Annotated in this window: 20 protein-coding genes; 7 read left to right on the top strand and 13 right to left on the bottom strand. The window is 44.8% G+C overall.

Features of this window, described 5'->3' with window-relative positions:
• Positions 1-28 precede the first annotated feature (28 nt).
• From glgC to OCV24_RS14945, 4 genes are all read left to right on the top strand, one after another.
• Positions 29-1,246, top strand: coding sequence for a glucose-1-phosphate adenylyltransferase (gene glgC, locus OCV24_RS14930; protein WP_150877718.1), 1,218 nt, complete (start codon positions 29-31; stop codon positions 1,244-1,246).
• Between the two features lie 423 nt (positions 1,247-1,669).
• Positions 1,670-2,026, top strand: a complete 357-nt coding sequence (hpf, locus tag OCV24_RS14935) for a ribosome hibernation-promoting factor, HPF/YfiA family (protein ID WP_017054839.1) — start codon at positions 1,670-1,672, stop codon at positions 2,024-2,026.
• Between the two features lie 300 nt (positions 2,027-2,326).
• A complete protein-coding gene (locus OCV24_RS14940) occupies positions 2,327-2,482 on the top strand; it encodes a DUF3012 domain-containing protein (RefSeq protein WP_017054841.1) in 156 nt (51 codons plus the stop codon).
• A gap of 98 nt (positions 2,483-2,580) precedes the next feature.
• On the top strand, positions 2,581-3,360 hold the full coding sequence (locus OCV24_RS14945; RefSeq protein WP_017054842.1) for an HAD-IIB family hydrolase: 780 nt from the start codon (positions 2,581-2,583) through the stop codon (positions 3,358-3,360).
• A gap of 147 nt (positions 3,361-3,507) precedes the next feature.
• On the opposite strand, the gene phnE (OCV24_RS14950) is transcribed toward OCV24_RS14945, so the two are convergent.
• From phnE (OCV24_RS14950) to OCV24_RS15000, 11 genes are all read right to left on the bottom strand, one after another.
• Entirely contained in the window at positions 3,508-4,311 is an 804-nt protein-coding gene (gene phnE / locus OCV24_RS14950; protein ID WP_017054843.1) for a phosphonate ABC transporter, permease protein PhnE, read from the bottom strand.
• On the bottom strand, positions 4,311-5,135 hold the full coding sequence (gene phnE, locus OCV24_RS14955; RefSeq protein WP_017054844.1) for a phosphonate ABC transporter, permease protein PhnE: 825 nt from the start codon (positions 5,133-5,135) through the stop codon (positions 4,311-4,313). The genes phnE (OCV24_RS14950) and phnE (OCV24_RS14955) overlap by 1 nt, the downstream gene beginning before the upstream one ends.
• Entirely contained in the window at positions 5,123-5,893 is a 771-nt protein-coding gene (phnC, locus tag OCV24_RS14960; protein WP_004732991.1) for a phosphonate ABC transporter ATP-binding protein, read from the bottom strand. The genes phnE (OCV24_RS14955) and phnC overlap by 13 nt, the downstream gene beginning before the upstream one ends.
• A gap of 129 nt (positions 5,894-6,022) precedes the next feature.
• The gene (gene phnD, locus OCV24_RS14965; protein ID WP_017054845.1) at positions 6,023-7,063 is read right to left on the bottom strand and encodes a phosphate/phosphite/phosphonate ABC transporter substrate-binding protein; all 1,041 of its coding nucleotides are present in this window, start codon (positions 7,061-7,063) and stop codon (positions 6,023-6,025) included.
• Between the two features lie 300 nt (positions 7,064-7,363).
• Positions 7,364-8,584 carry a glycerophosphodiester phosphodiesterase family protein gene (locus OCV24_RS14970; protein ID WP_150877716.1) on the bottom strand — a complete coding sequence of 407 codons (1,221 nt, stop codon included), beginning with the start codon at positions 8,582-8,584 and terminating at the stop codon, positions 7,364-7,366.
• A gap of 303 nt (positions 8,585-8,887) precedes the next feature.
• Entirely contained in the window at positions 8,888-10,240 is a 1,353-nt protein-coding gene (locus OCV24_RS14975) for a sigma-54-dependent transcriptional regulator (RefSeq protein WP_150877714.1), read from the bottom strand.
• The gene (locus OCV24_RS14980) at positions 10,237-12,210 is read right to left on the bottom strand and encodes an ATP-binding protein (RefSeq protein WP_150877712.1); all 1,974 of its coding nucleotides are present in this window, start codon (positions 12,208-12,210) and stop codon (positions 10,237-10,239) included. Before OCV24_RS14980 ends, OCV24_RS14975 begins: the two co-directional genes overlap by 4 nt.
• 384 nt (positions 12,211-12,594) lie before the next feature.
• The gene (gene dgcA, locus OCV24_RS14985; protein WP_150877710.1) at positions 12,595-13,581 is read right to left on the bottom strand and encodes an N-acetyl-D-Glu racemase DgcA; all 987 of its coding nucleotides are present in this window, start codon (positions 13,579-13,581) and stop codon (positions 12,595-12,597) included.
• Between the two features lie 57 nt (positions 13,582-13,638).
• Complete coding sequence (gene dgcN / locus OCV24_RS14990; RefSeq protein WP_102507602.1) at positions 13,639-14,646, bottom strand: N-acetyltransferase DgcN; 1,008 nt, start codon at positions 14,644-14,646, stop codon at positions 13,639-13,641.
• A 136-nt stretch (positions 14,647-14,782) separates the two neighbouring features.
• Positions 14,783-15,661 carry a LysR family transcriptional regulator gene (locus OCV24_RS14995; RefSeq protein WP_046224800.1) on the bottom strand — a complete coding sequence of 293 codons (879 nt, stop codon included), beginning with the start codon at positions 15,659-15,661 and terminating at the stop codon, positions 14,783-14,785.
• A gap of 277 nt (positions 15,662-15,938) precedes the next feature.
• Complete coding sequence (locus OCV24_RS15000) at positions 15,939-16,451, bottom strand: RNA methyltransferase (protein ID WP_017054852.1); 513 nt, start codon at positions 16,449-16,451, stop codon at positions 15,939-15,941.
• Between the two features lie 274 nt (positions 16,452-16,725).
• Here OCV24_RS15000 and OCV24_RS15005 point away from each other — a divergent pair, with 274 nt between their 5' ends.
• Positions 16,726-18,387, top strand: coding sequence for a methyl-accepting chemotaxis protein (locus OCV24_RS15005; protein WP_017054853.1), 1,662 nt, complete (start codon positions 16,726-16,728; stop codon positions 18,385-18,387).
• A gap of 175 nt (positions 18,388-18,562) precedes the next feature.
• Here OCV24_RS15005 and OCV24_RS15010 read toward each other — a convergent pair whose 3' ends face one another.
• Positions 18,563-19,432, bottom strand: coding sequence for a LysR family transcriptional regulator (locus OCV24_RS15010; protein WP_017054854.1), 870 nt, complete (start codon positions 19,430-19,432; stop codon positions 18,563-18,565).
• A 395-nt stretch (positions 19,433-19,827) separates the two neighbouring features.
• Here OCV24_RS15010 and OCV24_RS15015 point away from each other — a divergent pair, with 395 nt between their 5' ends.
• Entirely contained in the window at positions 19,828-20,253 is a 426-nt protein-coding gene (locus OCV24_RS15015; protein ID WP_150877708.1) for a DUF3010 family protein, read from the top strand.
• A 67-nt stretch (positions 20,254-20,320) separates the two neighbouring features.
• Here the strand turns inward: OCV24_RS15015 and OCV24_RS15020 are convergent, their stop codons facing one another.
• Entirely contained in the window at positions 20,321-21,217 is an 897-nt protein-coding gene (locus OCV24_RS15020; RefSeq protein ID WP_017054856.1) for a DMT family transporter, read from the bottom strand.
• Between the two features lie 122 nt (positions 21,218-21,339).
• Between OCV24_RS15020 and OCV24_RS15025 the strand changes: the two genes are divergently transcribed.
• Entirely contained in the window at positions 21,340-22,767 is a 1,428-nt protein-coding gene (locus OCV24_RS15025) for an aminotransferase-like domain-containing protein (RefSeq protein ID WP_150877706.1), read from the top strand.
• The last annotated feature ends 70 nt before the right edge of the window (positions 22,768-22,837 follow it).

The raw sequence follows: 22,837 nt of genomic DNA on the forward strand, positions 1-22,837 counted from the left end.
TAATCATAAATACATTGAGGTTCTGACCATGCAAGACACTCTAACAATCGTTCTGGCCGGCGGTGTTGGCTCTCGGCTTTCCCCTCTCACCGATAACCGTGCAAAACCTGCGGTACCCTTTGGTGGTAAATATCGAATCATAGATTTCACTCTCGCGAACTGCTTACACTCTGGGCTACGACAAATTTTAGTGCTGACTCAGTACAAATCTCACTCTTTGCAAAAGCATTTGAGAGATGGTTGGTCGGTGCTTAACCCCGAGCTCGGCGAATACATCACCAATGTTCCCCCACAAATGCGCACCGGTGACAGCTGGTATAGCGGCACTGCCGATGCGATTTATCAAAATTTGTATTTGCTGTCTCGCAGTGAAGCCAAGCATGTGGTGGTGTTATCCGGCGACCATATCTATCGCATGGATTACGCGCCAATGCTCAAGCAACACAAAAAGAACGAGGCTGACTTAACGGTAGCGTGTATGGAAGTATCGATTGATGAAGCCAAAGAGTTTGGTGTGATGGAGATAGACGAATCCCTGCAGATCAATAACTTTACCGAGAAGCCACGTTACCCTGCGAGTGTACCCGGTAGGCCAACCCGAAGCATGGCTTCAATGGGGATATACATCTTTGATAAGGAAGTCCTGACTCAAGCACTACTGACGGATGCAAAAGACCCGAGTTCAAGCCACGATTTTGGTAAAGACTTCATTCCTAAGTTAGTCGGAAACAACAGTGTTTATGCCTATAAGTTTGGAGATACAGAAGGCCGAGTTACTCAAGACGCCTATTGGAGAGATGTTGGAACCCTAGACTCCTATTACCAAGCCAATATGGACTTGCTAAAACCAGTTTCCCCTATCGATTTATATCAGCCTGATTGGGCAATCCGTACCTACGAACCGCAACTGCCACCAGCACGAACCGTCGCTTCTGTAGAAGGGAACCAAGGGATATTTATCAACTCGATGATAGCGAACGGGGTTGTAATTGAAGGCGGGTCTGCGCAAAACTCTATCTTCTTTCCTAAAGTAAAAGTCAGCAATGCCGCGATTGTGATTGATAGTATTCTGTTTGAAGATGTTGAAATAGGAAAAAACTGCCATATCCAAAACTGCATCATCGATAAGAACGTTAAGGTGCCTGATGATACTCAAATAGGCATTAATAGCAGGGACGATGCCGAGCGATTTCATGTTTCAAAACAAGGTGTAATCGTAGTGCCATCGTCTTACAAATTCAGTTAATACACGCCTATGATGAAACTAGATTTCTCAATCCAAAGGCAGCTCTGCGTTGCCTTATTTATGTCTAACTTAACGGCTCACTAGCCCTTGTGGAATGAAAGGATGAGTGCCGTCCATCATATAATAGTCAGCGGTGATTTGTAGATTTAGCACTAGAATATATATTTGGATTGATGCTTTATTTGGGTGATAAAAACTAAGAAAGGAAGGTAGGTTAGAGCAATTCATCAAGAATGAAGTATTTTTGAACATGTCTTTAAAACACGAAACATAATATGCGTTCAGTTAATCGGACTTTCAAGGGAGCAAGGATAGATTATTTGATAACACTGAAGTCAATCACACATGTATGCTTTCGCTGTTGGTTAAACTATCCGATGTTTGCTACGTTTAAGTGACACAGTCATTGGAAAGGTATGATTTATGAAAATAAATGTTCAAACACATCATGTATCAATTAACGACGAGTCACGCAAAGACATCGAAGGAAAATTCGAGAAGATATCTAACCATTTCCCATCACTGATTAGCTGCGACATCATCATTACAAAAGAGCACAGCAAGCATCAGGTTGAAGTGTTCACCAACTACGAAGGCGTACGTGTATCGGCAAAAGCTACTGGAGACGTTATGTACCCAGCAATCGCTTCAGCACTCAAGAAACTTGAAACAGGCCTGAGTAACCGTAAGGGACAATTGAAAGCAGACCTGCATGAGAAGCCAACAAGTACGAAGCCAGAAATTGCTTCAGATATCATCCAAGAGATGAAATTGGTATAACTCTATAAGTAGAAGCGACCTAACTAATAGAAGTGCATAAACCAACAGAAGCGCATTAACTAATAGAAGCGCACTAAGGTTTTCAAAGCCAGCACATGTTGCTGGCTTTTTCGATCTATGGCCCCAAACGACCTTTCCGTAACTTTGATTTTATCGATAAAAAGTCTAGTCACCCCATTCTTTCCCCACTCTAAAATCACCATCACTTTTAACAATCTTAAGTCACTGGTTGCTATAACAATAACAGATAGTATTTGGTACAGTTATAAACAGTAATAGAGACAATAAAGGATATTTATTATGAGAAAAATCGCGCTACTTCTATTTCTATCCACTCAAATTATGGCTTGTACAGAAGTCGGAAGTGAAGCTTGGTGTACTGATATGAAAGAGAAACCTAAAGGTGACTGGACGGCTAATGAAGCTGGTGACTTTGCCAAGCATTGTATTTTCTAAACATACCGCAGCGTTCATTAACGATACAGATCGAAAGGCGTTTAACGACAAACTGATCACTCTATATAGCACTAAAAATCGAATAAGTGAGTTTAAGGATGGAACACCAACTAAGTAATGACTGGAAGCATATCGAATGGGTACTAACCGACGTCGATGATACGCTCACTTGGCAAGGCTCACTTCCTCCAAATACCTTGATTGCGTTGCAAAAGCTAAGAGACAACGGAATCAAAGTGGTCGCAGTTACAGGAGCCTGTGCTGGTTGGTGCGATCATATTGCGCAACTTTGGCCTGTCGATGCCGTGCTTGGAGAAAATGGCGCTTTCTTGCTAGAGAAGCAAGACGGTGCATTACAGCTTTCATCGGAAATTCCGCTAGAACAAGTGCGTCAGAACCAAGCCAAGCTAAAACAACAAGTCGAAACGATCTTGTTGAATTACCCAGACTTATCTCTAACTTTGGACCAACCTTACCGCTTGTGTGAGGTCGCTATTGATATCGGCCAAAACCGTAAGCCTGTTGATCCTGAAATAGTGCAAGAGGTACTTGAGAGAATACATGCTTTAGGCGCATACGCGACGGCCAGCTCGATTCATATTAATGCTTGGTATGGAGAGCACTCAAAGAAAAACGCGGTGCATCTTTTTCTCGCAAATAAAGGCCTATCGATCGAACAGATCCATAACCAAGCCTGTTATGTCGGCGATTCAATGAACGATCAACAAATGTTCGAGTCGTTACCTCTATCCGTTGGCGTGGCTAATATTAAGCATTATTGGGATAAGCTAGATCATCACCCAAGTACGGTGATGTCGCAGCCGGGTGGCTATGGGTTTGCAGAATTTGTGGATGCGCTATTGGCAGTTAAAAGCTAGACACTTAAAAGCGAATCACGCCCTTCTAATCAGATCTCAGGTCACTCTTTAGACATAAAAAAACGACCGCTAGGTAGACCGAAGTACCTAGGGTCGTTTGAGCTTCAAAGTGCTAGATAAGCTCTTAACTTTCACACAACAAACTGTCTATATGAGTTTGTTACGGATATGGATCACTACGGCTTCAGCAATAATAACCACCGCAAAGATACTCACTAATACCATCGACACTTTTTGCCATTCAAACAAATTCTGCGCATCGTTGAGCACCACACCAATACCACCAGCGCCTACCAAACCCAATACCGCAGATTCACGCACATTGATATCCCACCGGAACAATACAATTGAGTAAAATGCGGGCATCACTTGTGGCCAATAACCTTTAAGCAAGATACTCATCCACGAAGCACCTGTTGTGCGCAAAGCTTCAATAGGCCCCATATTCACTTCAGCAATAGCTTCCGCTAACAGCTTCCCTACAAAGCCGATACTGCGAATGGCGATCGCCATGATACCTGCGAGAACACCGGGGCCAAACAGTGCGATAAACAACAGTGCCCAAACCAACGAATTCACTGAGCGTGAAGACACGAGAAAGAATTGAGCAACCCAGTTCAACGCTTTATTCGGGGTAATGTTTGGCGCATTCAATAACGCTAACGGAATTGCAAATACCAAGGTAAATAAAGTACCTAACGTTGCGATGTGAAGTGTTTCAATCATCGCTGCGTGGATCGATTCGGGATAGAAGGCATAGTCCATTGGCACCATGCGCTCAAACATATCAGCAAACTGCGCTGGCGCGTCGTATAAGAACTCAGGAATCACTTCCACCGTTTGCCAAGACCAAACAATGGCACACACTAAGCTGAGGTAAACGGCAAACCGAGCCACGCGTTCGTTGGGTGTAAAGCGTTGCCACTCTCTATCGATAGATGCAGTTGTCATTAGAAGATTCTCCTAACAATGTTGGAAAGAAATTCACCGACAAGAATCAGTGCGATAATGGTGAGCAAAATAGCGGCGACAAAGTCGTAATCAAAACGCTGGAATGCCGAGAACAGCGTACCGCCAAGGCCCCCCGCCCCCACGATACCCACCATGGTGGAATTACGTAAATTCGAGTCCAGCTGGTAGCTAGCAAAACCAATAAAACGCGTGAAAACCTGCGGCATCACCGCATATAAAATGACACTGATGAAACTCGCGCCTGTTGCCTTAATCGCTTCAACTGGTTTAAAAGAAATTTCTTCAATCGCTTCTGCAAACAGCTTGGCGATGAAGCCAATTGATGCGAATACCAAAGTCAAGATCCCGGCCAAGGCACCAAAGCCCACCGCTTTCACGAATAGAATTGCAATGATCACTGGATGAAAAGAGCGACATAGCGCAATAAAGCAGCGTATTGGCGTCGACACGATTGAAGGCATCATATTTCTCGCAGCTAACAAGCCAAGAAACAATGAAATAACGATGCCAAAGAAGCTAGAGATAATCGCAATCTGCAAGCTCTCTGCTAAACCGCTCAATAGTAAGCTGGTACGCGAAAAGTCAGGCGGAAACATTCGAGATAGTAGCCGTTCACTTTCACCAAAGCCGATGATCAAACGATCAAACGTCAGCCCTAATGTCGAAAAGCTATAGAACAGGTAAGCAATAATGCCAGCGATGATCGCACGGTTCGTCCATGACACTTTAAATGGGTTTTCATGGTTCGCTGGCGATGTGCTTGATGAAACGCTTGGCGACGAACCTGGGTTTAATCCAGCCATGACTCACCCCCGTAAATGATTTTTAGATCTTCTTCTGAGATCCCTTCAGGGCTACCGTCATAATGTACTTTACCGTTACACATACCGATGATGCGCTTGGCATAACGCTTGGCCAAGTTCACATCGTGGATGTTAACCAGCACGGGAATGTTTTTCTGTTCTGCGAATGTCTCCATCAACTCCATGATCTCAACCGCGGTTTTCGGGTCGAGTGATGAAGTCGGTTCATCCGCCAATAAGATATATGGGTCTTGCATAACGGCGCGAGCGATACCGACACGCTGTCTTTGCCCACCCGACAAACTGTCGGCACGTTGGTTAGCAAAGTCTTGCAGGCCAACAAATTCAAGTAACTCGAACGCTTTGGCGAGGTCTTGCGCAGAGTAGTTGCGACGCCATGCATTCCAAGCGGTCATGTAACCTAAACGCCCGCTCAACACGTTTTCGATAACCGTTAAACGCTCTACCAAGTTGTACTCTTGAAAGACCATGCCGATATGTCGACGCTGTTTACGTAGTGCTTGGCCTTTTAATTGAGTCAGGTCAGCGCCATCAAAAATGATCTCACCTTGGCTTGGATCGTTGAGACGGTTGATACAGCGCAGAAGCGTACTTTTACCGGTACCGGATGGGCCAATGATCGCGATGATACCTGGCTCATCGATATCAATATTAATGCCTTTAAGGATTGGCTTGCCTGCCACGTATTCGTGGAAAAGGTTGTTTATCTTTATTCCTTCATAGCTTGCTACGGCCATACTGCATTTCCTTTTGCGAATTTTCGAATGATCTATGCCCTACCCGCGAGGGCATAGATATTTAGTTGAAGTAGGTATTTTTAAAGGGCTAAGTCTTTCTAAAACTTAGCCTTCCAACAGAGCTAAGAACTAGCCGTTGTTTGCTTGTTTTGCTAGCTCAGCGGCTTTTTTCTTCGCGCGTTTAGCCGCATCTTTTTCAGCGAGTTTCTTAAGGCCAGCTTTTGTGTAAGCCGTACCTGTCGCGTGGGCGATATCACGAATCACGTCCCACTCTTCTTTGTAGCTGATTGGTGAGAAGCGGTCTGCACCTTTGAATGATGCGCTCATCTCTGGAGTAAAGCGGTAGCTAAAGAAAGCCTCGTTGATCTTCTCAACCAATTCTGGTTTTAGGTTGTAAGCATACCCAAATGCAGACGTTGGGAAGCGTGGGCTACGGTAGATGATCTTCAGTTCAGAATCGTCAACACGACCTGCTGCTACCATACGATCGTAAACATCCGATGCCACAGGTGCTGCGTCATAGTCTCCATTGAAAACACCAAGAATAGATTGGTCATGCTTACCTGAGTAAAGCACTTTGTAATCTTCATCTGGCACTAGGCCTTTCGCTGGGAATAACGCACGTGGAGCTAGGTTGCCAGAGTTGGAAGATGCAGAAGTGTGTGCAACCTTTTTGCCTTTCAGATCAGTCATTGTATTGATGCCGCTGTCTTTACGTACAATCGTGATTAGGTTGTAGCCTTGGAAGCCAGACTCATCGCCCTTCACCGCAATTGGAACGTAACCTGCTAAGTTAACTGCGTAGCCTGTTGGGCCAGTAGAGAAACCCGCAACGTGCAGTCGACCAGAACGCATCGCTTCTACTTGCGCAGAGTTCGAGTGAACTGTGTAGTAAATCACTCGCTTACCCGTGATTTTACTTAGGTGAGCTTGGAAATCTGCAAACGCATCTTTGTACAACGCAGGGTCTTCTACTGGCGTGTAGGTAAACACAAGCGTACTTGGGTCATTCCACTCATCTGGGTTCTTTGGTGAATCGGCCACCAAATCTTGGTTTTCATCACAGTATCGATCGTCTAACACACCACGGCTAGAGCAGTCGCTTGCCATAGCCATTGAAGGAAGTAGTAATGAGCTAGCGATTAACAGTCCTTTAACACTGATTTTCATATTCAAACCTTACTTTTACTTATTGTTGAAAGTCACCTTCACTATTGCAGCCTTCGTGCCACCTTTTTATACCTTTAATTTCAGTCACTTAAATAAAAACCCAAACTGACTAATATCTTTTGAGTCATAAGTGTCCAACTAAAAATCCATCATTTGGGTCATTTCTGTCCCGTCGATTTCAGTGGTAAAAAAAGAGCCCGAAGGCTCTTTGGTTCACTGCTTTTTCTCTTATTATTCTTTGGCTAAGCGCTCTCTATACAAACGCTATAATTAGCGACGTAACAGCGCTCTCAGAATTACCTATGCGTCACTGTCCATGCAGTTAGCGTAATAAGTTACCGTTGCAGGCCAATCGCTGAATACACCCATCACACCCACATCTTGTGCCAGCACATCAAGCATTTTCATCATATCGCCATCATTGTTGATGCCGTCTTTCACACTCTTGTAGTACCAACCACCGCCTTGCGCTAGCGGGCCAGAACGTTCCAGTGTCCAAGCGATAATGTCGAGGTCTGCATCCTTAGCAAGCTTGGCGTAATTAGACGCAACCAGTTCGTTGTTTTTGTCTAAATCAACCAGAGCAAACAGAGGTGGTGCGATGATATTCACACCCGCATCGTGCAGTTCCTTCATGTTCTCAACAGACGCGACAAAGTCCGCTTGCTCATAAACACGGTCATCAAGATAAACCGCTTGTTTGCCGAACTTCGGCGTCTCATTTATCCAATACTTCACATCATCCAAGTTGAATGACTGCAGGTAAGTCTCAGAAGGCTTGAAGCCCGCCTCTTTCAGTTCATCCACCAACTTCTGCGCATACATCTCTTGGCTAAATCCATTGAAAGGCATATCTACCGCTGCTGATTTCAATTCAGGAGTGACCTTCACGCCGTACTCTTTAAACAGTGCTGCACTTTCTGCGTGTGTCATCAGTGTGCCACTTTGGCTGTAAAGATCGGTTCTCCAGCCAGGAGTGCCATTCATGTACTCTTCAACCGTGGTGGCTTTTGGGTTCGCACCATCCATTTTACCTTTGAGCGTCTTAAACTCAGCCAGCGTGAAATCAGAAGTACGGCACTCAACTTGAGCATCTTCACCTGTCGCTGGATTAGCTGGTGTAAAAGGGGTTGAGCACTTCTTAGCAAGATCTGGGTGCGCTAATACATCGGTCGTGGTGTGCAGATCACTTTGCGAATGGCGACATACCAACGCCTTATCTTTGGTGAAGGTCACATCACATTCGACGACACCAGCGCCCATTTGAATCGCCGCCAAATAGGATTCCTTAGTATGCTCTGGAAACTGCATAGCAGCTCCGCGATGCCCAATAGAAAAATCACTACGATGAAAAGGTCCTTCGCTGCAACTCAACAGCTTAGTTTTCAAAGGGCTCTCATCCATATTGTTGACTAAAAAGAGGGGACGAGGTCCTAAGTTTGCTGGTTCTGCAGCGGCCCATGCCGTTATTGAACTCATACCGAGTATCAGAGCAATCGAACCTTTCAGTATTTGCTTCATGTTTGTATCTCCTTGCAACAAGCAATTATTTTTCTAATGTCCTTTGTTCGATCATTCAGTGTTGGATAGCTGTCATATATAGATAACTGTCATATGTTTTTTTGACTCAACATCGAATAACCTCATGTGGGCTGACGCCACAATGTAGGGATTGCACGCTTTGTGCCAGATGTTAAAGCCCTTTTATTACAATCACTTGAAACAGTTAGCCATTCGACTAAAAACCAAATGGGTCATTGTTGTCTTGTGCTTTTTCTTTTGGCTTTTGCTTTTGGGTTTCCATTTAACAAACACCTGAACGAGTTAAGCTTTAAAACTCTCTTTATCCAATTGGTGTTTTTTCATTTTTCGATAAAGGGTTTTACGCGGTAAATTCAGCTTACTTGATACCTCGTTAATGTTGCCTGCGCTTTCTATTAGCGCTTCCGTCAATACATTTCTTTCGTACTGCTCCATCTGCTTTTCAAAAGCGAAATCTTCTCCGGGCGCTTCACAAATTGGCGATTGAAGATCGAAGCCATCACCGACGATACCTAACACAAATCGATCAGCGACATTACGCAGTTCACGCACATTACCCGGCCATTCATGTCGGCATAGCTGCTGAATTTGTTCCGGGTAAATCGTCGATGGGCGCGTTTTGTATTTGTGGCTCGCTTGAATCACAAAGTGGCGAAACAGCACCTGAATATCTTCTTTCCTTTGGCGCAGTGCCGGAAGGTTTAAGCTCGCAATGTTAAGGCGATAAAAGAGATCGGCTCTGAATTCCCCTGATTCACTCAAGCTCACAAGATCGGCTTTACTGGCTGCGACCACCACAATATCGACGGGTATCAGTTCATTGCCGCCAACACGCTCGATCATTCGCTCTTGAATCACTCGTAGTAGTTTGATTTGTACCGTAATTGGCATGCTCTCTATTTCATCAAGAAACAGCGTACCGCCATTGGCTTGTTCTATTTTGCCAATACGCTTCTTATTCGCGCTAGTAAACGAGCCCGCTTCATGACCAAACAACTCACTTTCGATAATGCTCTCTGTCATGCCACCACAGTTAATCGCGACAAATGGCTTAGCCTTACGACGGCTAAATTGATGCAACGCGCGAGCTATCACCTCTTTGCCCGTTCCCGTTTCTCCGTTGATGATGGTATCGACGCCAGTATGCGCCAAAGCGAGTACTTGTTTACGTATGGTATCCATCATTTTTGATTGGCCGATAACCACAGATTCAATCGGTAACTCCTCTTGCTCATCGCCGTCCGAGGGGAAAGGACAATTATGCTGACATTGTGTCAACGCGAGATCGAGCTTTTCCACCAGTTCGCTAGCATTGAGCGGTTTTTCTAGGAAATCGAAAGCACCCAGCTTCATCGCTTCTATTGCCATCGGAATATCACCGTGGCCACTCATTAACAATACAGGAACATTGGCCGCTCGGTGTTGAATTGAACTTAACAGAGTCAGTCCATCCACTTGTGGCATTCGTACATCACACAATACAACCGACTGACTGTTTGCTTTGAGCGATTTAAGACCAAGGTTAGGGTCAGTAAAGGTAGTCACGCTAAACCCTTCTAGCTCTAACATTTCACTCACAGCCTCGACAACATCGATTTCATCGTCGATAAGAACTATATGTTTTTCTGAAGTCATGAGTCTGTGCCTTTTGGTAGAGTGACGATAAAGGTGGTGCCTTGGTGTTCAACCGATTCCACGTGAATTGAGCCACCAAAGTCTTTAATTATGTTGTATGCGATAGATAAACCGAGTCCAAGTCCCTTACCTGTTGTCTTGCGGGTATAAAATGGGTCAAACAGATACGGAATATCCTCTTCAGAGATACCTGAGCCGTTGTCATTAACTGAGAGCTGAATAGTATGTGAGAGCTCGTGCGTAGAGATTCTGAGTTGAGGTTGCTCTTTGTGCTCAACGGCATCCAAAGCGTTACTGATCAAATTAACCAATACCTGCTCTAAGCGAATACTGTTGGCTCGAACCATCAGGCTATTTTGCGGTGAGAACTGAATCGACACTTTGGTCTGCCTGGTTTCAAACAGATCAATCGCATCACCAATCACCTTTTCTAATTCAACATTATCGATCTTGCCATCGCTCTTACGAGAAAAGGCTTTCAAGTGACGAGTAATCGCTACTACTTTCTCTAACAGCACTTCTATTTTCTTCAGGTTATCTTGCGCTCGTTCTGGCCTTTGCTTGTCGATCCAAAGCTGCGCACTACGAACGTGACTATTTACAGCTGTCAGAGGTTGATTGATCTCGTGCGTGATCCCGACACTTAGTTGTCCCAATGCCGCCAATTTACCCGCTTGGATCAGCTCATCTTGGGTCACTCGCAATTTGGCTTCGGCTAAGGTGCGCTCTTCAACCTCAGCCTCCAGCTTACGGTTAGTTTGCTTAACGATTTTGGCCGTGGTTTGAAATACCTTCAGGTACTTGGCCATTTGCGTCACTTCGTCTTTACCACGAATAGATACTTCGGTATCTAAATGGCCGGTAGAAATCGCAAACATGTTGTCTTTAAGCTGTAAAAGCCTTTCCAAAATACTCTTACGCACGTAGAACCATGAAATGGCAGCGGCAGCCAACACGCTAAATAGAGAAAGGAAGAGAGAAAGACGCTGATTAGATTGCAAAGATTGCTGCGCCTGCTGAATCGATTGGTCAATATTGCTATTCACCTTGCTGGTGTTGCTTTCGATCTGCACGGTTAATTGGTTCAAATGTTCACGGCTGTTTTGCAGGAAGTATTGCTCTTGATAAAGATGATCGAGCGCTTTGTTTTTCATCCCATACAAGCTGCTATCGCTTGAGGCAAGGTTATAAATCACCGTGAGTTGATGATCTAATTGAGGAAAATTACTTCTTAAATCACCACTGACCCAGAGCTTCCACCACTCTTCTCCTACCTGCTCGAGTCGGTAACTGGTGTAATCCAGTTCATTAAAACTGGAATCGTTATACAGCTTTTCGACCAAGCCTAATTGGTAATAAAGCAAAGACTTGAGCTGTGTGTACTGGATTTGATCTTTGGCAGACTCAGGTAGGCTATCAAGTGAATCACTGGCCTGTTGCAGTAGCGGGTAAAAACCTTCTAGCAAATTACGAAGCTCTTGATTGAGCTGTTCTGACTCAATTTCACTTTGATACAACAAGCTAAGGCTGTTGTTAACTTGGGCGATCAGATCTTTAAAGTAGGCGTGATAATCAGGGAATTGAACCATAACGCTATTCATGACTGATATTGCCTCTTCAATTTTAAGCATCGCCTGTTTGCGCTCTAAATTCGATTCAGCGTCACCGAGCTGAGAAGATGTTGTGATAATCACTCGCACCATATCATTAAGGCGAGCGGCATTATCTAAGGCCGGTATTTCACTCTCCTTTAGCTCAACAAGACGTTGGTTTAAATCATCGAAGGTAAAGCTGGAGACAACTGAGAGGAAGATAGTGGTCATCGATAGCATGGCTAACGCAAGTACCAAGCGCAGCTCAATACCTTTCCAACCAAACCACTTACGACGTGGAATTTTGATCGAGAACGGGCGCTCGAAACTATCCTTATTTTCTACAACCTCGGAGACATGACTACTCACTCGCCCCACCTTCTTCTCATCAAATAATCAACAGGAACTATCAATGATTCAATCAGTTAGGGTGTAAGCCTTACTTGGGCTTGCATCGAATAGCTTTAGTGAAACTATTAAATGAAGAGTAATCATTAACATTTCACATAAGATATCATAACAATTATTTTATAAAGCTTGAGCTATCTGTTTTGCGATAATAGAAAGTGACCGCACCGACAGAAACGTGATTACTTTATCAATACGCACGTAAATTATACGAATAGAACTCTCCATCAAGCAGTCAAAACCTACGATTATTTAATAAGTTGAGGTCTAGAGATCGAAAAAATCGCACAAGTTTTCACTCATACGATTTCATTCATGTCATGTCATGTCCATCGATTAAACGGGCTCAACGAACTAAAGAATAATCATCCCATCTCGATAAGTCAGCGCTGGAGACACGTCTTGGCCGAGCAATACAGGGCCATCAAGGTCGACAATCTCAGATTGAACAGCAATAGGCAGCGCCGCTCGCATCGCCAACGATGTACCGAGCATACAGCCCGACATAAGAGTAAAGCCAAGCCTTTGGGCTTCTTCTGCAAGTACCAAGGCTTCAGTCAGACCGCCCGTTTTATCAAGCTTGATGTTGACCATTTCATACTTGCCCAACAGCGATGAGAGCTGTGAGGTAGTATGACAACTTTCATCGGCACACAATGGTATCGGGTGATTGATGTGCGCCAGTGAGGCATCGTGCTGTTGGGGTAACGGCTGCTCGATCATCGCAATATCAAATTCTGTCAGCTGATTGAACAGCTCTTCGAGATTCAATCCAGTCCAAGCTTCATTGGCATCCAGTACAATTTTAACTTCGGGAGCTGCTTCTCGGACAGCGCGCACACGCTCTACTACTTGTTCACCATCAAGCTTCACTTTTAGAAGTTTTGCTCCATTCGCGACATAGTCTCGAGCCTGAGTCGCCATCGCTTCCGGTGTGCCAATCGAGACGGTCATTGCTGTCACGATTTGAGCAGGTAACTCAAACAAGCTGTTTGGAAAGGTCTGGTCGTTCTGCTGAGCTTCAAAATCCCAAAGCGCACAATCGACCGCATTTCGCGCTGCCCCTCCGATCAATAAAGACTGAAGGTGATCTCTTAGCTCTACCGGATCGGTAACGCCTCTCTCAAACATACCTTCAAGAGCACTAGACGCTTGTTGGATTTGCGCTAACACAGACTCCGATGACTCGCCGTATCGTGGGTAAGGGGTGCACTCTCCCTGAGCTTGTTTGCCATCATGCTCAATATAAACACGAACAACGTGACACTCAGTTCGGCTGCCACGAGAGATGCGAAAAGCCGTTTGCATCGCGATAGTAATGGGTTCTGCTGTAATCTTCATAATTTCACTCGGTTGATGTTTGCTTTAACAAATGAAAACGTAGAAATGATGAAAGCGTTATAATGAATGTCGCAAATGATCAGTAATGGGCTGTACACCAAAGCGCACTGGATCCGTCACTGGCACTTGATAAAGTGTGGTCCATTTTTGGCACAATGTCTCAGCATCTTCAATGCTAATCGCCGACGTGTTCAAACAGATACCCACCAGCGTCGCGTCTGGGTTGGTCAGTCGCGCCGCTTGCAAGTTGGCTCCAATCGTCTGTTCTATACTTGGTAGTTGAGCATGAGGAAGGTTGCGAATATGTGGTCGCCCTACTTCATGGCACAGCACTAAGGCGTCGGCTTGTGCGCCATGTAAAAGGCCCAAACTGACGCCGGCAAACGAAGGGTTGAACAAAGAACCTTGCCCTTCAATGATGTCCCATTCGTGGTCGGTAAAGTCGGGGCTAATCGCTTCCACCGCGCCGGAAATAAAATCCGCAACTACAGCATCAATCGAAATGCCGCTGCCAGCGATCAAGATACCAGTCTGCCCTGTCGCTTTGAACAGAGCAGATGTTCCCGCTTTATTAAGCGATTCTTCAATGGCTAAAGCTGAAAACATTTTACCGACTGAGCAATCTGTTCCGACAGTAAGCAGGCGCTTACCTTGACGAGGCTTACCGTTACCAACCTTTAGATCACCGTCAAAATGGCGTACATCATGGAGCTTAGTCAACCCTCGCTGTTGCATCTCAGCAAGCGGTGAAAATTCACTCAAGCGTTGGTGCATGCCAGACGCAATCTCAAATCCCATTTCTGCAGCTGCCATTATGGTTGGCAGCCAAGAGTCAGGAATAACGCCACCTGGGTTTGCTGTGCCAATGACTAACGTTTTCGCGCCCTGTGCTTGCGCCTCTTGTAAGGTTATATCCGTTAAACCAAGAGAAACCGTATTGCCTGTTAAACGCAGTTGGCCGAGGCAGATTTCTGGTCGCCATTGATGAATACCGCGAGCGGTTTTTGCAGCGAGTGGGTCAGTAACATCCCCAAGAAAAAGAAGGTAAGGTTGAGCGATAGACATGAGCATTCCTAATTAATAAGTCCTTGTATGAATTTACTTTAATTAAGAACTTCGAAGGTGCCGAATGCTTATTTATCGAATGTCTATAACGCAAGGTTATAGGTGAAAAGTTAAGTAATGCTCAAAAAGTGAGGAGTTAGAAAGAGCACTGTAATGCTGAAATGAACTGCTTAACCGCAATCGACTGTGGCGAGTGTTCCGCAAACAAAATCGAAACCGAGAATTGTATGTCTGGCTTCAGTGGCAACATGCAAACCGCTTCATCATCTTGGTATTGAGCGGCCGTCCACGGATCCACAATTGCAAGCCCCGCTTGGTGCTTCACCAGTTCCGCAGCTGCACTGTAACCACGAACGGATATCGGATGATGATAATGCTCATCTCGCGCTATCAAGCTTTGATGCAGCAGCAAACCCAGCGGATCTCGACTATCAAGCCCGATGATTGGCAGCGGAGAACGAATCAGATCATCCAGGGTCAATTCAGTGGGTAAATGATCAACTCGATCTGATGGAACCAGAACCTTCAGTGATTGGGTCAATAACGTTTCAGCCAATACCGCCGGCGGCGCTTCATCCCCAAACGCAATAGCAATATCTAACTCATGCTTTAATAGCCCAGCACACAGTTCGTCACGGTTGGCTGTTAGTAACTCAAAAGAGAGTTCTTGCTCACGAGACATTTGGGCGATCACTGGTGTCAATAATTTGGTCGCCAGAATCGGTGGCGCACCAATACGTAAATGCTGATGGCCTTGCTTGACTTTGTTGGTCAAAGAACGAAATTGACCCAGCTGTTGGTAGACCTTCTCCGCTTCCGGTAACAAAGTTTTCGCTTCAACCGTTGGTACTAAGCGCCCTTTAACTCTTTCAAATAAACCAAACCCGAGTTGTTGCTCTGTGTGCGCCAGAATACGCGTCACGTTAGGTTGTGACACATGCAGATTACGTGCGGCTCCAGATACGGTGCCGGTTTGCATGATGGCGTAAAAGACTTCCAGTTGTCTTAGATTCACATTGATGTCCTTATGGTTCAACGAGCAAGCTCAAGTTTGGGTTGTTGTATTAGCAAAGTTGTTATCTATAAAGTTGTCTATCTATATAGCTGCCTGTGTGGTGCTATTAAACTGAGCAAGTAACCCTTTAATATGAGGTTTGAAAGGTTAAGACAAGTGCGTAACTGCTGCAGTTCTTTAAGGGAAGATAACCTCTCTAGTAAAGTATAAAGAGAGTGGTTTCTCCGATTGCTTACAGGATAGATATTACAGGATAGGTAACACGACAAGAAGAGATTTACTTTTCTTTGATTAGCAGATGATTACGGTTATCGCGGCTTTTTTTAATAAGCTCGTTGCTTTCGTCCATTTCTTCTGACTTTGCAAGACGATCATAAAGCAGAACATTCACTGTTGCTGCCAAATTCATGCAGCCAACCGTTGGCACATAAACAACATGATCCGCTCTATCAGCGACATCTTGAGAAATAGACCCGTCTTCCGGGCCAAAAATATAGATAGCATTTTCTGGATGTTTAAAACGCGGAAGCGGTGTTGCACCTTCTGCAAGTTCTACACACACAATTTGGGTTTCAAGCTCAAGGTTATCTAAAAATGACTCCACGCCAGTAAGCGGGATCGTACGCGCTGCACTCTTAGTATCAGTGTGGAATTTCGCGGCTTTTTCGTAGCGTTGCCCTGTGTATTTAACTTCATCGACTTGGTAACAACCCGCCGCGCGCATAACAGCACCAACATTCGTCGGGCTCTTTGGGTTAGTTAGACCAATAGTCACATGGCTTTTGTTCATGAATTTTCTCACTTAACGAATAGGCATAGCAGGGTGCTACAAAGCGTCGCATTCTAACAAAGCAATGTCTAATGCAAAAGCACATAAACAACCAGATAACGACGTGCACTGACCCTGATTACATAGGCCTCACGAGCAGAAAACAGAACCACCTTCATATTTACAAAACAAATGTTATTTAGGATAGCAATTAAACAACAAGTTCATTTACATTTTTAATTCACATTAATAATCTGTTGAAAACTGCATTGGACAATCGCACAGGAAGCGTGACATGACCCTAACCATCAAAAATCGCCTTTATATTCTCTCTTTCATTCCGTTGCTACTAATGGCAATTGGCATGATGAGCGTGACGTATATGAAGAGCACCGAGCTAACCGAACAGCAAGTAGAATCGACGCGTAGCAATATGATGGCGATGAAAGAAAAGGAACTCAAAGCATATCTACAAATGGCCTACTCTTCGATCAGTCCATTCTTGGATAGAGGTGCAACGCTAGAAGAAGCCTTACCAACATTGAGAACCTTAGAATATGGCGAGTCTGGCTATATTTTTGGTTATGACTCGAAAGGTGTCCGAGTCGTGGTTGGGCAAAGTGAAGATGGAATTGGTAACAACTACTACGATCTGCAAGATAAGCAAGGTAACTACTTAATCCGCGACCTCATCAAGAACGCTAAATTGGGTGAGTTCACAACTTACTATTTCCCTAAACCAGGTCAATCTGTCGCGTTACCAAAATTAAGCTACTCAGTATTTGTTCCACAGTGGGATTTGATGTTGGGTACTGGCTTCTACACTGATGACATCGACGCTGTTATTGCCGAGATGAAAGAAAGCTCCAATGCTGCGCTACAAAGCTCATTGACTGCTATCGCAATGTTCTGTGGTTTGATTGCCCTTGTTGTCGCCGTATTCGCTGTTGCTGTGAATAGAACGATCATGCAACCCCTAGAGCAGTTTGATCGTTCGATTAGCGCGTTTGCGAGTGGCGAAGCCGATTTAACCGCTCGAATGGAGGCGTTCAAAGCACCGGAGTTCACCAGGCTTAGCGAAAACTTCAATGCCTTCGTTGCCAGTCTACAAACTATTATTCGCAGCGTAAGTGATGTGGGTCAGCAGGTCGTATCAGAGACCACCAGCATGTCTTCTCGCGCCGCTCAGGTCGATGAGATTGCTACTGGCCAACGTGAAGAAACAGAACAAGTCGCAACAGCAATGACAGAGATGACCACTACCGCACAAGAGATCTCTGGTAATGCAAGTCAGGCTGCGGATTCTGCAAAACAAGCGGAAAACAACGCCAAAGAAGCTCAACAGATTGTCAATGCTGCTGCAAACTCGGTAGCTGGCCTCGCGAGCGAAGTATCAGAAGCGAACACAGTGGTATCTCGTTTAGAAGGCGATGTACAGAATATCTCGTCTTCACTGGCGGTAATCCAAGACATCGCCGAGCAAACCAACCTACTAGCATTAAATGCCGCGATTGAAGCCGCACGTGCCGGTGAGCAAGGACGTGGGTTTGCCGTAGTTGCCGATGAGGTTCGTAAACTTGCAAGCCGAACTCAAGAAAGTACGGGCGACATCCACAAAATGATCCAACAACTAAAAGCCGCTTCAGATGCTGCTGTAAAAGCGATGGATTCGAGCCAAAATCGCAGTGCTCAAACGGTGGAAGAAGCAAATGCTGCGGCTGCAGCTCTGGCGAAAATTCAAGCGTCGATAGATACCATCATGGACATGAATTCGCTTATTGCAACAGCGACAGAACAACAGAACATTGTTGGCCAAGAGATATCTCAACGTATTGTTGTGATTTCCGACCAAAGCTCGCAATCGGCGGAACTCGCGAATCAAAACCGTACTGGTAGCCAAAACCTCAATAGTCGTGCAAATGAGCTGTATCACTTGGTGGATCGCTTCACCGTCTAATTTAAGCCTGTACACAGTACTTTGATGTTTAAAGGTGTCTCGCATTAACTAAGTATTGGGCTTCAGAATCTCTATTCTGAAGCCCAATTTTGGTTTAATGATGCATTAATACAAAGAAGCCATTCAAATAGAGCCAATATTCTGTACTTACTCAAAGACAGCTCGGTTCATACCATTAACCCAATTGCTCGAAAAGAAACTCCACTAACAGGCGAACCTTTGAAGACAAATTGCGGTTCTGCGGATAAAGCGCCCAAATCCCCTCTTTATCGTCTCGATAATCAGACAGCACTTCAACCAACTCTCCCGACTCTAGATCTTCGCTTACGTAATATTCAGGTAATTGAACCAAGCCAATGCTCTGCTTCGCTGCATCCAGCAATGCGAGACCACTGTTGCACTTAATACGCCCATTGACACGAACAGAACGAGGGCGACCGTTTTCTTTGAAACGCCAATGTTCAAAACCACCCACCAAACATTGATGATTAGTCAATTCCGAGAGCGTATGTGGTTCTCCAGAGCGTTCAATATATTTGGGGCTAGCACAAACATAGAGTTGTCGCTGTGAGAGCTTCTTTGCTACCAGGCTAGAGTCCTCTAAGCGACCTAAGCGAATCGCTACATCAACACCTGAGTCGATAAGATCAAGCTTTTGGTTGGTTAACATCAGATCTAATTCTACCTGTGGGTAGAGCTTTAAGAATTGGTGAAGAATTGGGGCAAGTTGACGTTCCCCATAGGTCACAGGAGCGGTGACCTTCAGCAGACCTTTTGGTGTAGATTGCATCTGTGTAACCGCAAGTTCTGCAATTTCTAAACCTTCAACTAACAACTTACATTGTTGATAGTAAAGCTGGCCAGCTTCTGTCAAAGAGACTTTGCGCGTGGTTCGGTTTAATAATTTAACCGCGAGACGCTCTTCAAGGTTCGCGACTCTACGACTTATTTGAGCCACTGACGTTGCAAGCTTCTGCGCCGCACTGGTAAAACTTTCACGTTCTGCCACTGCAACAAACTCACTTACCCCTTCCCAATTGGCCATACCTTTATTTACCCTATACTGAACAATGGTTACCCAGACAGTGTATTGAAGTTACAAATCAGTGTCACCATGCTCGATAGGTTATGTGCATAGAGATACCGACTACAACCATTAAAAACCAATCCCCCTAAACGCCCCATAGACATCACCGTCAGCTCAATACTGTATCCGAAGACCCATTGCATGATCAGCAACATGACTTGCTAAAGCCACTTTCAAAACCTTAGCACTCATGGCCCCCCTGTATCGACTGCCGAATGTTTAAGCAAGGGGCAACTTGAAAAAGATAAAACCAAAGGAAATATTGTACTTATTTACCACAGATATGCTCAAATACTGGAGAAGTCATAGAAATAGAACCATAATGTACGGCTCAAAAGTAAATAGGTATAAACATGAAAATTTGTGGTGTTGAAATCAAAGGTAACGACGCAGTCATCTGTCTTCTTTCTCTATCAGATGGTGTATTTAACATCCCTGATTGCCGAGTTTCTAAGGTTGCGATTAGCGACGCAAACGACACACAGAATATGAAAGACTTTCAATTCTCATTTGCAAAGTTAATGGAAGATTACCAAGTAGACAAAGTTGTGATTCGTCAACGCCAAACAAAAGGTAAATTTGCTGGCGGTGGTTTTGGCTTCAAACTAGAAGCAGTAATTCAGTTGATCGATGGACTAGACGTCACTGTTGTGTCACCAACTGACATCAAAGAAAGCCTTAAGCGTAACCCTCTTATGATGAAGTTCAAAGAAACTGGCCTTAAGCAATACCAAGAAGCTCCATTTACAACAGCTTATGCGTGCTTGATGAAGCGCTAATTCTTAGTCGCTAACAAACAACTCACCAGAAAGAGCCTGAATATAATTCAGGCTCTTTTTATTGCTATCAGTCTAATGCAGCTCGTCTTCGCGGTTTCATTAAAACTGGCTTCTTCACTACCAAATATACCGCTGTAGCTGACAAGGCAAACCCCATTGCACCATAGGTGTCAAACGACTCGCCAAAAATAAGCCAAGCTTGAATTGCCGTCGTTGGCGGAACTAAATAAAACACCGATGCTACGCTTGAGGATGCACCATGCTCAACCATATACAACAGCAACAGAATTGCTACGCACGATAGAACAATCACGAGCCAAGCAAGCGTTAGAGTAAACTCCAGAGTCCAGTTCACTTGCATGGTTTCGTAACGCATCGCGAAAGGAAGAAACAAGGCCGCGGCTGCTAGGTATTGCACCATCGCCCCACCCACCATATCAGTCCCCTGACAAAAGCGCTTCTGGTATAAAGTGCCGCAGGTAATGCCAACCAGGGAGACTAAGCACAATAATGTCGCAATGCTTTTTTGATCATCCGATTGCCATTCAATATTCCCCATCAACACTAAGCTAATACCGGCAAAACCAAGCGATAAGCCAAGCCATTGAGCGGCGTTAAAACGCTGTGACGTGCAGCTGACCATGATCAGTGCCGTGAGAATAGGTTGTAAGCCAACAAGTAACGAACTGAGCCCCGCAGGCATGCCAAAATTTATAGCAAAGTACGTTCCACCAAGGTAGAAACCATGAATCAGAATGCCCACCACGCAGGCGTGAAAAAATGCTCGACCACGAGGAATACGACGCTTAAGAAACGCTATCAAAACTAAAAACAGCGCGACATTAGCGACCATCCTAAGTGAAAGTAACGTCGCAGGCTCGGCGTATTCAACACCAAGACGTGCGCCAACAAAGCCCGATGACCACAATATTACAAACACAAACGGAATCATTTTAATCAGCATTACAAACCTCTGGTCAACTCTTCATCAATGCTGTTACCTTAGTTGGGTACAGATAAGTAATAAAGATACAGATATAATACTTTTAATGGTTACAGATTGAGAAACAAACGAGAGGTGAATGTGTGGACGTAGAACTCAGCAGCAACAAATATCTAGCGACCGAGCAGCACATTAAAGATCAGATAGAGAAAGGCTTGTTTCACCCCGATGACCGATTACCTTCTATTCGCCAACTCAGTGAACAACTTGGGGTAAGTAAAAATACCGTGATTCGAGCCTATCAAGAACTCGAAGCGACAGGCTGGGTTTATTCTGTTCCCAAATCGGGTTATCGCGTCAAAGCACCTAATACCACTAATTGGGATACGCCAAGCCAACCTCAAAAAGTTGATCTATTGTCAGTCACAAAATCTGTACTCTCTCCCCCGAAAGGTCGTTTAAAACTGCTGGCTGGCTCTGCCCATCCCAACATCAACAACCCCGCCATTCGTAGCTTATATGCCGAAATCGGTCGACACAGCCGTTTACAAACCCAATTACCGGGTTATTACCAGTTACCGCCCGGTGACGAGCAATTAGTAAGGCAATTGTTAAAGATCACCCATGATCTAGGCGTACCTGCGGGATCGAAAGAGATTGCGATTACTCATGGTGCGCAACAAGCGATCAGCCTGGCTTTACGGGCATTAACCAAGCCGGGCGACATCGTAGCGGTAGAGTCACCGTGTTACTTCGGCAACTTGCTGCTACTTGAATCACTGGGTTTGCAGGCTCTAGAGATACCAAGCAGTGTTAGCCACGGAATAGACATCCCATCGCTACAAAGTGCACTTGATAAATGGCAAGTAAAAACGCTGCTTCTCACACCGAACTTTACCAATCCAACAGGTTCGCGAATGCCGTTAGCTAACCGTGAGTTATTATTAGAGGTCACTGGCTCTTTACCGCTCATCGAGGACGATGTGTTTGGTAGTCTGGCGTTTGATAGACCAATCGCCAGCCTCAAAGAACTTGATAACCAAGATCGGGTTATCTATGTGAACTCACTATCTAAAACCTTAGACTCGCGCTTGCGAATTGGCTGGCTACTGTCGGGGCGTTACCAACCTTTGGTCGAAAAGTATCAGCTTTGCGACAACATGGGCAGCTCAAATTTGATGCAATCCGCAGTGGGGCAATTCCTCACTACCGGTAAATATCGCAGTCATTTATCCAAAATGAAACGGCTCTACCAAACCAATCAAAAGCAATTCCAAAGCCTGTTAATACAAGCATTAGATAGCTACCCACACCTTAAAGGACGCTATCATTTATCGAAGCCAGAGGGATCTTTTCTAAACTGGATAACACTACCTGAATCGGTCGATAGCTACACGGTCTATCAAGATTGTTTAAAACATAAGTTAGGCATTTTACCCGGAACAGTATTTGGGACTAATGACCAATACAGGAACTGTTTGCGATTCACTGTTGCCAATATTGAAGAGAGTAAAGAGTGGAAGGAAGGGATAGTCACCTTAGCGAAGCTTATCGCTAAACACGTACACTAATTCTAGCGCCTAACGAAGATATGCCCGCTGTAGGTGAGTCATATCTTCGTATCAAGCTCTTAACTCTTAA

This window comes from Vibrio kanaloae (assembly GCF_024347535.1).
Classification (GTDB): domain Bacteria; phylum Pseudomonadota; class Gammaproteobacteria; order Enterobacterales; family Vibrionaceae; genus Vibrio; species Vibrio kanaloae.